Origin of the sequence: Nocardia flavorosea NBRC 108225 (assembly GCF_001613385.1) — a bacterium.
In the GTDB taxonomy this organism is placed as follows: domain Bacteria; phylum Actinomycetota; class Actinomycetes; order Mycobacteriales; family Mycobacteriaceae; genus Nocardia; species Nocardia flavorosea.
This window is the reverse complement of record NZ_BDCG01000016.1, coordinates 238,106-249,511: the sequence shown is the minus strand read 5'-3', so window position 1 is coordinate 249,511 and position 11,406 is coordinate 238,106. Positions and strand designations below refer to the sequence as shown.

Sequence of the window (11,406 nt, the reverse complement as noted above, 5' to 3'; positions counted from 1 at the left end):
TTGTGACGTCTGGCGCAGCCACGAACGACTCGATGCCCGCTCCCGCTGGGCCTACCCCGACCGATCTTCCGATGCCGAAGATGCGGCCGAGCCGGGAAGTGCCACTCGACTTCGCGCGAGAGTGGCTGGAGTTCGTGGATCCGGCCGACGAACAACATCTGATCGCCGCCGACCTGACCTGGCTGCTCTCCCATTGGACCTGCGTTTTCGGCACCCCTGCCTGCCAGGGGATCCTCGCCGAACAACCCGACGCCGGCTGCTGCACACACGGCGCGTTCCTCTCCGACGACGACGATCGCAAACGGCTGCGCAAAGCGGTGAAGATGCTGACCGCCGACGACTGGCAGCTGATGGAGGAGGCCCGCAACGACAAGGGCAAGATCAGCCGCAAGTCCTACCTGGAAATCGACGAACTCGACGGCGAGTCCGCCGAACGGACCCGCCGCCACAACGACGCCTGTATCTTTCTGAACCGACCGGATTTCCCGGGTGGCGGGGGATGCGCCCTGCACATCATGGCCGTACGCCGGGGCCTGGAACCGCATACCGTCAAACCCGACGTCTGCTGGCAGCTGCCGATCCGCCGCACCCAGGAATGGGTGACCCGGCCGGACGGTGTGGAGATCCTGCGGACCGTTCTGACCGAATACGATCGGCGCGGCTGGGGACCGGGGGGAATCGATCTCGACTGGTACTGTTCCGGCTCCCCCGACGCGCATATCGGCGAGCGTCCGGTGTGGCAGGCCTATCGCGCCGAACTCATCGAATTGCTGGGCGAGCCCGCCTATCGGGAGCTCGAGCGGCAGCTGCGCCGACGCGAGGGCACCCCGATCATCGCGGAACACCCCGCGACCACCGAGGCCCGCCGCAAGGCCCGGGGCGCGTCGCCACGGTTTACCGCCGGTGCCCGATAAAATCCGGGGACTCGAGCTGCGATAACCCCCACCTACCGGAGGCCGCGCCATGAAAGCCGGGCGATTCGCTGCGCTCCACACCATGTCCGTTCGCCCCGCCGGAAAATGCCCGGCCTACCCCGGCGGACACCAGCCGGATACCGCCGCTGGTGGCGTCATGGAATATCTCCTGGCTCCGGGAGACCGCCGGCCGGTAAAACAGAGGCATACGGCGCCGCGACCGGCCCGGCTCGCTGCGGCGCTACGTTCGCCCGCCCGCAGCACACACATCGTGCGGGCTGCCGCCGTGACCCGCGCCTTGTTCACCGTCGTCCTCATCTGGGCCGCTACGACCGCGGTTGCGGCCGGCGCGTCCGCGCAACCTGCCGCTGACCCGCATCAGTTCTCCGACCGGACCGCCGAATTCATTCCGTTGGGCGCCCCGAATGCACTGGCCGCCCGTGATTCGGGCAAACAGCTGGTACTCAGCCCGCACGGAACCCGGCGCAGCATCGTCTGCCGCGGTGACGGCAGCACCGTGCCCCTCTACGACTGCAGCCAGGAGGACGGTCTGGGCTGGGCGCCGCTGCACCGGAACGACACGCCCGTCGGCGAGGTCTGGATCTACTTCCCCTGACTCGCTCGGGCTGTATCCATGGGCCCGGCCGAGGGCCCTGCGTGGTCACGCTCCGCTGCCGCCTCCGGGCCCGGGTCGCTCAGGCCTCGAGCTTGTATCCCAGGCCGCGTACGGTCACCAGGTGTTCGGGCCGGGCCGGATCGGCTTCGATCTTCGACCGCAGCCGTTTGACGTGCACGTCGAGGGTTTTGGTATCGCCGACATAGTCCGCGCCCCACACCCGGTCGATCAGCTGCCCGCGGGTGAGGACCCGGCCGGAGTTGCGGAGCAGGTATTCGAGCAGGTCGAATTCCTTCAGCGGCAGGGTCACCGGGTTGCCGTTCACCAGCACCGTGTGCCGGTCCACATCCATCCGCACCGGGCCGGCCTCCAGCACGCCGTTCTCGCTACCGGCATCCAGTTCGTCACCGGCACCGCGGCGCAGCACCGCCCGGATGCGGGCGATCAGTTCCCGTGCCGAATACGGTTTGGTGACGTAGTCGTCGGCACCGAGTTCCAGCCCGACCACCTTGTCGATCTCGCTGTCGCGCGCGGTGACCATGATCACCGGAACACCGCTGCGGGTGCGCAGCTGTTTACAGACATCGGTACCGCTCATGCCGGGCAACATCAGATCCAGCAGGACGATATCGGCGCCGGAACGGTCGAACTCGGCGAGCGCCGAGGGGCCGTCGCCGACGACCGTGACCTCGAAACCTTCCTTGCGCAGCAAGAAGGCGAGCGGATCGGCCAGCGATTCCTCATCCTCGACGATCAACACACTCGTCATCTGCGTGCCTCCACACCATTCGATCGGCCCGGGCCGGACTGCCGCGGGCTGGGTTCTCTCTTCGTCAACGCGGGCAGACCGGCGGCGCCGTCACCATCGGCCTCCTGGTGCGCGGGTATGCGCAGGGTGAATGTCGAGCCCGTGCCGAGCTTGCTCCACAGCGTGATCTCACCGTTGTGGTTGGCGGCCACGTGCTTCACGATAGCCAGACCCAGGCCGGTTCCCCCGGTCGCGCGGGAGCGCGCTTTATCGGACCGGAAGAAGCGTTCGAAGACGCGTTCCTGGTCGTCCTTGGCGATACCGATCCCCCGGTCGGTGACGGCCATCGCGACATAGTTGCCGCGGATCGAGCGGCTGACCGAAACATGCGAGCCGCGCGGCGAGTAGGCGATGGCGTTCTCCACCAGGTTCGACAAGGCGGTGATGAGCAGAGTTTCGTCGCCGCGGACCTCGAGCCCACTGGGCCGGTCGGTGCTGACCGTGATCCCGGCGGCTTCGGCGGCCGTGCGCGAACGGTCCACGGCCTGGCTGACCACCGTATCGACATCCACGACCTCGAGTTCGGGCAATTTCTCCGCCCCCTGCAGGCGCGACAGCGCGATCAGCTCGGTAACCATTTTCCCGAGCCGGTTGGATTCCCCGAGGACGCGTTCCCCGAAATGCCGGACCGCCTCGGGATCGTCGGCCGATTCCAGCAGCGCTTCGGCCAGGAGGCTCATAGCACCGACCGGTGTCTTCAGCTCGTGGCTCACATTGGCGACGAAATCGCGGCGGGTGGCTTCCATCCGGGCCTGTTCGGAATCGTCGTCGGCGAACAGGACGGTGAAACTGGTTTCTTCCGGGGACAGCGGACGGGCCAGGCCACGCACCGCGATCCGGCCCCGGCCGGGTGTGGGTTTCTCCGCGGTGAGATCGAATTCCGCCGATTCGGCGGTGGACAGCACCTTCTCCACCGCTTCCCACGCGCGTTCGTCGAGCAGCCGGTTACGCACCAGGCCGAGTTCCTCGGCACGCGGGTTGACGAGCACGACGTCGCGGTACTCGTCCACGACCGCGATGCCGCTCTCCGAGGCGAGCACGATCAGGTCGAGAACCTGGGACATGGTGAGACCGGAATCGGCCTGGCGGCGCTGCGCCGTCCGGGCGTTCACGTACGGGATCACCAATCCACCGACGGCCAGTCCGACGACAGCCGCCAGGACTGCCAGTAGTACGGCCTGGGGAACGCTCACACCAAGAATCGTACGGTCGACGACGCGTAAACAAACCCGGGGTCGGTGAAGTTTCACGCAGGTCACGGGCGATTACGGCGGTGTTCGCCGGGCGTTTACGCATTGTTGGGCATGGACCTGGTTTGGAATCGGTCCGGGCGTGTTCCACCCCTCGGCAACGACGAACCCCGTTGCGTCTGGGACACAACGGGGTTCGTATCGGTCAGTGCCGGCGGGCGTTCACCAACCGGGGTTTCCGCGCACCGGCACGTTCACGAAACTCGGCCGGTGCGGATCGAGCTGCAGATGCTGCGGTTTGAACCCGGTGTCGAGGAGCATCGGCAGCGGCGGCACTCCCTTCGGGGGATTGCCGGCATAGACGTCCACCCGCAGCCGATGCCCGGGCTCCAGCCGCGCCTCGATCGCGGGTACCGCGATATCCAGCGTGGTGACCTCACCGGGAACGGTGAGCCGCCGGTTTTCGATCGTGACGAACGGCCGCGGATCGGTGTAGTCACCGTTGGCCGACCGGCTGCTGCGGGATTCGTCGATCTCCCGCAGGGAAGCCATCAGCTGCCCCGACGACAACACCCGTGACTGCCCGTCCGGCGCCACATCGTTGACCGTCACCGACCAGTAGCCGTCGGCCGCGTCGTGCACGGTCTCCAGATGCACCGCGATGGGCCCGGAAATATCGACGGCTTCGGCAACCGGGGCACTGGTGAAGGTCAACCCGTTCGATTCCTGGATCCGCGAATCCGCACCACAGGCATTGACGATCGCGATAACGCCCGCGGTGGCCTGGCCGGCGTCGTTGGAACACAAACCGGTGAGCCCCGGCGCGACGGTCAGCCGCGCGGCACTGTCGGCGACGGCGGTCAGCGATCCGTCGTGGACGCTGTGGCCGCCGGTCCCGCTGGGCGCCGCGGACAGATACATCCGGCGGTGTTCGGCCTGCTGATCGGCCGGGGCGCTCTCACCGAAACCGTCCCTGGTGACCCAGCCCCCGCCCTGCTGCCGCAGAGTCACGGGCCCGTACCGATCGATCCCGTTGTCGATACCTTTCAACCACCTGTCGAACCAGGCCCGCTGCAGCACGTCCAGCCGCGGCGGCAATCCGGGCTTCCCCGATTCGCTACCCGAATTGATGTGATACGTATCGCCCATGAGCAGTTGCTTCTGCCCGGGTGCGAGCGGCATCTGGTTGTAGATCTGCGATTCGGAGTAGGTGAACAGATCGTGCCAGCCACCGGTGACGAAGGTCGGCACGTCGACTTTCGAAGGATCCCCCAGCCAGGCCTGCCGGTCCGGGCTGTCGCCGCGGATCATCTCCTGCAACCGCGGATCCAGATCCTCTACCCGCGGGGTGGTATAGGCGTTGAGAAAAACGTCCAGGTAGGTGAACGGCGAAGACAACCGATCGTGCAGCCATCGCGGATCGAAGGTGCCGTTGACCATGGATTCCACATTCGGCATCCATTTGGTCGTGTTGATCAGCGTCATCCACAGCGGGATGAAATTGAAGCCGAACCCGCCGCCGGGCATGAGTACGTCCTGCGCCAGGTCACTACCCGGCACCACGGGGAACAGCGCCTTCAGCGCGGGCGGATGCTTCTCGGCGGCCTGGAGCTGGTTGATTCCCGAATACGACATACCGGTCATCCCGACCTGACCGTCGGACCAGGCCTGCCGGGAGGCCCAATCGATCACCTCGACGGTATCGGCTTGTTCTCGCTGCCGCAGCATGTCCCATACGCCCTGGGAGAACCCGGTCCCGCGGACATCGACCACGACCTGCACGTAGCCGCTCTTCACCAGCTGCCGGTCCACGGCGAAGTTCCGCATCGCGCCTCCACCGAGCGCCTTGGTGAGATCGGTGAGCCCGGACAGTGGAGTCCCGGTCATATCGATATCGCGGGCCAGCTGGTTCACGGCGTCGGACAGACCCGGCACCGACCCCATGTGGTCGATCAGGTTCGTCGCCAGCTTGGTGTACGGCGTCATATTCACCAGCACGGGTGTGCGGGTGTCGATCGGCCGCGAAGCGGTATCGGCGGGCCGGTACACATTCGCCTTCAGCACCGTGCCGTCACTCATCGTGATCGGCACATCCCAGGTGATGTGGATATTCGGGTACTGCTGCGGGCCGTCGTGGGTGGCCGCCCACTGCGCCCCGGCCGCTCCCCCATCCGGTCCCGTCACCACCGGCGCTGCCGCGGCGCCGCCACCCAGCAGCGGCACCAGCAGCGCGACGGCGGCCATTGCCACAGTGGCGCGTAGCACGAACTTCATAGGTCGTGATCCATCTCTCGAGCTGGTCGAATGATCGAGAGCATACACAGCGTTACCGGCGAGTAACGAGGGTTTCTGGGACAGATTCCACCCCAAATCCCTTTCGCGTAATGCAATCCGGTATCCGACCACAAAAAGAACTGCACCCCACCGGGAGATTTCACGAATCCCCCGGACCACGGGTGTGGGGCCTGCCCCAACTATGCCGCGGCCAAGTACGGCTCGATCGATCCCGGATCACGGGTGTGGGGCCTGCCCGGTTCCGGCGACGAAGCGGAGGAGAAGAACCGAGCCCATAATGGCCCACCCTCGAGACGCGGCGCGTCTCCGAAATTACAGCTCGCCCCTTCACGAAGGCCCTACACCGACGGCAGTTCCCACTCCCGGCAACAGGATCAACCCGACAGCCACCCCCTCTCCGAGAACAGGGTCTACCCGACAGCGGCCACCCACGAACAAGAACCAACCGACAACACACATCCCGGACGAGGCCCTGGACTTGCCGACCTCTGCCGTTGCCGGTGCCGGTGCGGGCGGCCGGCGGTATCCCGAATGGGTAGTTCGTGAGGAGCACATTGTTGCGGGACAACGGTGTGAACAGTGTCGATCTCCCGACATCGGCGAGACCACGATTCACAGCCCCAACGCCCCACCATCCGACGCGGCCCGAAAACCGAAAGCGCCGCAACCCATCACAGGCTGCGGCGCTTTACGTGAACTCTCAGCGACCCCCCTGGCTCGCCACCGCAGCGGCCCCGGCGGCAGCGGCCTCCGGATCCAGGTACTCCCGCGGACGCACCGGTCGCATATCTTCGTCGAGTTCATACCGCAACGGAATCCCGGTCGGGATATTCAACCCCGCGATATCGTCGTCGGAAATCCGGTCCAGATGCTTCACCAGCGCACGCAGTGAATTACCGTGCGCCGCCACCAGCACCGTCTTACCGGTCTTCAGTTCCTGCGAGATCGTCGACTCCCAGTACGGAACCATCCGGTTCACCACATCGAGCAGGCATTCCGTGCGCGGAACCTCGATATCGGCATACCGCGGATCACCCGACTGGCTGTATTCGTCGTCGAGGTCGATCGGCGGCGGCGGCGTGTCGTAACTACGCCGCCACAGCATGAACTGATCCTCGCCGTATTCGTCGCGGATCTGGGCCTTGTTCTTACCCTGCAGCGCGCCGTAGTGCCGCTCGTTCAGCCGCCAGTCCCGGACCACCGGAATCCAGTGCCGATCGGCGGCATCGAGCGCGAAATTCGCGGTCGAGATCGCCCGGCGCAGCAGCGAGGTATAGGCGATATCGGGCAGGATTCCGTGTTCGGCGAGCAGTTCACCGGCGCGTTTCCCCTCGGCGATGCCCTTATCGGTGAGGTGCACGTCCACCCAGCCGGTGAACAGGTTCAGGGCATTCCATTCGCTCTCGCCGTGGCGCAGCAAAACGAGGGTGTAGGTCATGCGGGTAATCCTGCCATGTTGTGTATGGGGCACCGGCGCGGGCCGGGGCCCATGAACGTCGACCGTTCGTCTCCCGACACCTGGTCACGTGCTGGATACGGTCGCTCCCCGGGGGCAAGGCGATGCGAGCCCGTCTTCAGCCCACTGAGCGGGAGGCACTGCTACCGATATTCGAGGATTCGGTGTCGAACGGGCGCGTGGCCGAATGGGCGAGGACACCGGCGCCGACGAGTGTGGCGCCTGCGTCGAGCCGGGACAGTTCGACCCGCAGCCCGCGCACGAAGTTCAGCCGGGCGTGCCGCTCGACCGCCGCGCGTAGCGGTCGCCAGAGTGGTTCGCCGGAGTGCGCGAAGCCGCCACCGACGACCACCGTATCGATATCCAGCAGTCCGGCCGCGGAGCTGATCGCCTGACCGAGTGCGGTCCCGGCCCGCTCCAGCGCGGCCAGGGCGATCGGGTCCCCCGTCCGGGCGGCCTGCGCCAGCTCGGCACCGGTCTCGCCGCTCCAGCCGCGTTCCCGCGCCCAGCGCGCCGAAGACATCCCGCTTGCCACGGCTTCCACACAACCCACGCCGCCGCAGGCACAGGGAACCTCCCAGCCGGGCACGACGATATGCCCGATATGCCCCGCATTTCCGGTACGGCCCAGCGAAACCCGCCCGTCGACGAGGATCCCGCCGCCGATCCCGGACGATACGGTCATCGCCAATGCGTTGCGGACCCCGCGCAGCGCGCCCGAATCCCGTTCCGCCAGAGCCAGGCACGCGCCGTCGATCGCGAATCGCACGGCCGCTCCTGGGAAGAGCGCTTCGACCGCGGCGACGATACCGAATCCGGAACGCCACTCCGGGATATTGAGCGGGCCGGTGATCCCGGCCGGAACATCCACCGGCCCCGCCGATCCGATCCCGACCGCTGTCACCGTGTCGGCGCCGGCCACCGCCAGCAGCAGGTCGCGGCAGGCCTCCCATACTCCGGCGGCCGGCACCGGCGCCCGCCGGACCGCGTACACACGCCCCGTGTCGTCGACCTGCCCCGCGGCGAATTTCGTTGCCCCGATATCGAGCGCCAGAACCGCCACCCTGCCTCCAAACCAGCCTGTGCGCGCCGACGGCCGATTCCGCGCCGTCGACGGCTCGCCAATATCCGATCCGCCGATTGTCGCCCATCCCCGCCCGGCAGTCGACGGTATGACCGGCCTGCGTCAGGAGTTTCCGTCGACCAGATGCTCGAACGCGCGCAAGTTCTTCAGCGATTCGCCGCGCGATACCCGCCACTTCCATTCGCGTCGGATGGATTCGGCGAAACCGAGTTCGAGCAGTGTGTTGAAGTCACCGTCCACCGCTTCGAGGATCTGACCGAAGATGCGGTCCAGTTCCTCGGCCGTCACCGCATGGGTGGCGGCGCGGCCGACGAGGTAGATATCGCCCACCTTGTCCAGTGTGTAGGCCACACCGTAGAGCCGCCGGTTGCGGCGCAACAGGAACTTGTAGACGCCTTCGAAGTTCTCGTCGGGTTTACGGCAGACGAACGATTCGAACCGCACTCCGTGCCCGCCCACGGTGAGCATCACGTTGGTTTTCAGTTTCCGCTCGCCGGGCAGCACCGCGACGAACACATCGTCGGCCGGGTGGGTGTATTCGATCTCCCGGTCGCGCAATGTCTCCTCGACGATCCGCGCGGTCTCCGGCACCTCGCTCATCGGAGCACTCCCGTCCGGCGCCGCCACAGCGCCCGCGATCTGGCCTGGTTCTCGCCGAGGATAGCGGGGGCCCGGCCCGAGCCGGACAATGCGGCGGTATAGCTGGCGAGCAGTTTTTCCGCGGTATGCGCCCAGGAGAAATCCGCGGCATGTGCCACCGCGCGCTCCCCCATCAGTCTCAGCCGGGCCGGATCGTCCAGCAGGTATTCCAGGGCACCGGCCCAATCGGGTATGCGATGCCCGGCCACGAGCAGCCCACTGTGTTCGTGCCGGACGGCGGTGCCCAGGCCCCCGACCGCGGCCGCGAGCACCGGGGTTCCGGCGGCCTGCGCTTCCAGCGCGACCAGACCGAACGATTCGTTGTAACTCGGCACCGCGACGAGATTCGCGGCCCGGTACACCAGCACCAGCCGGTCGGCGGGCTGCGGCGGCAGGAAGGTCACCTGGTCGCTGATACCGAGCCGGTCCGCTAGTTCGATGAGCGAGTCCGGGCGTTCCAGTCCCGTGCCCGACGGCCCGCCGACGATCAGTGCCCGCAATTTACGGCCCGGCCGCCGCCGGATCGCTTCGGCAACCGCCCGGACCAGCACATCCGGCGCCTTCAACGGCTGGATACGGCCCACGAACGCAACGATCTCCTCATCGGCGGAAAGGCCGAGTTCGGCGCGCGCTGCCGCGCGGTCGCCGGGGCGATAGCGGGTCAGGTCCGCACCGGGCGGCACGATATCGATACGGTCGGGCAGCGCACCGTACAGATCGACCAGTTGCCGGGCCTCCCGGGCAGTGTTGGCGGTGAGCCGATCGGCCTCGGCGATCACCTGCTTCTCGCCGATCTCCCGGGTCACCGGTTCGGGTGAATCCCCGTCGGCCAAGGCGGCGTTCTTCACTGCGGCCAGGGTGTGCGCGGTATGGACCAGCGGCACCCGCCAGCGATCCCGCGCCAGCCAGCCGACCTGCCCGGACAGCCAGTAATGCGAATGCACAAGGTCGTAATATCCGGGTACCCGCCGGGCCTCCTGCCGCAGCACCTCCGCGGTGAACGGACACAACTGGGTCGGCAGGTCGTGTTTGTCCAGGCCCTCGAACGGCCCCGCGACCACATTGCGCACCAGCACACCGGGCGCGGCTTCCTGCACCGGCGGTAGGTCCGAGGAGGTCGCCCGAGTGAAAATCTCCACCTCTGTTCCCCGCTGGGCCAGCTGCTCGGCGGTCTGCAGCACATAGACGTTCATACCGCCGGCGTCACCGGTACCGGGCTGGGCCAGTGGTGAGGTGTGCACCGTCAGTACGGCGATACGGTTCGGCCGTCGGTCCGGGCGTTCACTCACGATGTCCATATTGCACGGTGCAACACAGCGACCCGGCGGCTCCTTCCCGCTGGGTGAAAGTGATCACAGATACCGGATTTCGTGCCATACATGCGCGCCCCATGTGTATCGGGGCCGCCTGCCGGGCGCCTGTACAGCACCCACCCGCGGATCCACGGCACGCGTCGTTGGCGACCGAGGCCGCGCGAACCCGAGGCGCCGCGATCAAGCACTGCACTCCTGGACGAAATCGCGAACCTCGGCGACGAACCGGTCCGGATCCTCGATGAACAGCCCGTGCTGAGCGCCCTCCCATATCGAGGCGCGGCCTCGCGGCGCGGTTTCCGCGATATACCGGCCGTCGGCCACCGGCACTACCGGATCGGCTGAACCGTGCAGGACCAGCACCGGGATTTCCAGCTCACGCAGGGTCTCGGTGTTGTCCACCGAGCGATAGAACAGCGCCTTCCGCACGAACGGCGGAGTCGCCAGACTCGCCCCGTACAAGCGTTGCGCATCGGCGCCTTTGTCCGCACCGGGCCCGGTATTGGCATTGCCGAATGCGGAGAACCCGCGCATCGCCCGCCCGGGGCTCTCCTCGAATACGCCCGGGATGGCCCGCTGCATCGCCTCGCCGACATCGGCGCCGGGCACACCCCGACCGATACTGGCCATGGCCCCGGTGTAGACCACGCCCGCGACCGCATCGCTGCCGTACTCGGCGAGGTAGTCGCTGACCACGATCCCGCCGTAGGACCACCCCAGTAGCACCGCACCCGAGCCGATCGATTCCGCCGCCAGTACCGCCGCGATATCACCGGCCCAGTTCTTCGGCTCGTCGTAACCCGAATCCGGCGCCCCCGAATATCCGTGCCCGCGCAGATCCACCGCGATCACCCGAAACGTTACGGCGAACTCGTCGAACACGCGCCCCCAGCAGCGCAGATCCGCCGACCAGCCGTGCACCAGCACCAGCGGCGGCGCCTCCACGGGCCCGCCGATCCGATAAACGATGCCGGTCCCGTCGATACTGCGCGCTTCCTTGATCACGGCAATATTCTGCGCCGCCTTCGGCGTCGCGTGGTTCGGGGCCCCTCGGTCTCGTTCTCCGCTCCTCCGCTCCAGAACGAGGCGGC

10 protein-coding genes are annotated in these 11,406 nt (G+C 67.0%); 2 read left to right on the top strand and 8 right to left on the bottom strand.

Going from position 1 to position 11,406, the window contains the following annotated elements; translation table 11 throughout:
* Positions 1 to 71: 71 nt before the first annotated feature.
* Positions 72 to 914, top strand: a complete 843-nt coding sequence (locus tag NFL01S_RS21460) for a DUF3109 family protein (protein ID WP_062977967.1) — start codon at positions 72 to 74, stop codon at positions 912 to 914.
* A gap of 82 nt (positions 915 to 996) precedes the next feature.
* On the top strand, positions 997 to 1,530 hold the full coding sequence (locus tag NFL01S_RS34640) for a hypothetical protein (RefSeq protein ID WP_157116771.1): 534 nt from the start codon (positions 997 to 999) through the stop codon (positions 1,528 to 1,530).
* Positions 1,531 to 1,609: 79 nt separating this feature from the next.
* Here NFL01S_RS34640 and NFL01S_RS21450 read toward each other — a convergent pair whose 3' ends face one another.
* The 8 genes from NFL01S_RS21450 to NFL01S_RS21415 all read right to left on the bottom strand — a co-directional run bounded on the left by NFL01S_RS21450 (position 1,610) and on the right by NFL01S_RS21415 (position 11,320).
* Entirely contained in the window at positions 1,610 to 2,299 is a 690-nt protein-coding gene (locus tag NFL01S_RS21450; RefSeq protein ID WP_033247009.1) for a response regulator, read from the bottom strand.
* Positions 2,296 to 3,531: a sensor histidine kinase gene (locus NFL01S_RS21445; RefSeq protein ID WP_062977964.1), complete on the bottom strand. Its 1,236-nt coding sequence runs from the start codon at positions 3,529 to 3,531 to the stop codon at positions 2,296 to 2,298. The genes NFL01S_RS21450 and NFL01S_RS21445 overlap by 4 nt, the downstream gene beginning before the upstream one ends.
* Before the next feature lie 219 nt (positions 3,532 to 3,750).
* Positions 3,751 to 5,802 carry a CocE/NonD family hydrolase gene (locus NFL01S_RS21440; RefSeq protein ID WP_062977961.1) on the bottom strand — a complete coding sequence of 684 codons (2,052 nt, stop codon included), beginning with the start codon at positions 5,800 to 5,802 and terminating at the stop codon, positions 3,751 to 3,753.
* 721 nt (positions 5,803 to 6,523) lie between these two features.
* Positions 6,524 to 7,261 carry a phosphoglyceromutase gene (locus NFL01S_RS21435; RefSeq protein WP_062977960.1) on the bottom strand — a complete coding sequence of 246 codons (738 nt, stop codon included), beginning with the start codon at positions 7,259 to 7,261 and terminating at the stop codon, positions 6,524 to 6,526.
* Positions 7,262 to 7,397: 136 nt separating this feature from the next.
* Entirely contained in the window at positions 7,398 to 8,342 is a 945-nt protein-coding gene (locus NFL01S_RS21430; protein WP_084493045.1) for an ROK family protein, read from the bottom strand.
* A 123-nt stretch (positions 8,343 to 8,465) separates the two neighbouring features.
* Positions 8,466 to 8,963 (bottom strand): type III secretion system chaperone family protein, encoded by a 498-nt coding sequence (locus NFL01S_RS21425; RefSeq protein ID WP_062977958.1) that lies wholly within the window; start codon positions 8,961 to 8,963, stop codon positions 8,466 to 8,468.
* Positions 8,960 to 10,300: a D-inositol-3-phosphate glycosyltransferase gene (gene mshA, locus NFL01S_RS21420; protein ID WP_062977957.1), complete on the bottom strand. Its 1,341-nt coding sequence runs from the start codon at positions 10,298 to 10,300 to the stop codon at positions 8,960 to 8,962. The genes NFL01S_RS21425 and mshA overlap by 4 nt, the downstream gene beginning before the upstream one ends.
* A 195-nt stretch (positions 10,301 to 10,495) precedes the next feature.
* Positions 10,496 to 11,320: an alpha/beta fold hydrolase gene (locus tag NFL01S_RS21415; protein ID WP_245670819.1), complete on the bottom strand. Its 825-nt coding sequence runs from the start codon at positions 11,318 to 11,320 to the stop codon at positions 10,496 to 10,498.
* Positions 11,321 to 11,406 lie beyond the last annotated feature (86 nt).

Coding starts and splice junctions, on each gene's coding strand:
- NFL01S_RS21425 (WP_062977958.1), bottom strand. CDS start 8,963: ATGAGCGAGGTGCCGGAGACCGCGCGGATCGTCGAGGAGACATTGCGC.
- NFL01S_RS34640 (WP_157116771.1), top strand. CDS start 997: ATGTCCGTTCGCCCCGCCGGAAAATGCCCGGCCTACCCCGGCGGACAC.
- NFL01S_RS21460 (WP_062977967.1), top strand. CDS start 72: ATGCCGAAGATGCGGCCGAGCCGGGAAGTGCCACTCGACTTCGCGCGA.
- NFL01S_RS21440 (WP_062977961.1), bottom strand. CDS start 5,802: ATGAAGTTCGTGCTACGCGCCACTGTGGCAATGGCCGCCGTCGCGCTG.
- NFL01S_RS21435 (WP_062977960.1), bottom strand. CDS start 7,261: ATGACCTACACCCTCGTTTTGCTGCGCCACGGCGAGAGCGAATGGAAT.
- mshA (WP_062977957.1), bottom strand. CDS start 10,300: ATGGACATCGTGAGTGAACGCCCGGACCGACGGCCGAACCGTATCGCC.
- NFL01S_RS21450 (WP_033247009.1), bottom strand. CDS start 2,299: ATGACGAGTGTGTTGATCGTCGAGGATGAGGAATCGCTGGCCGATCCG.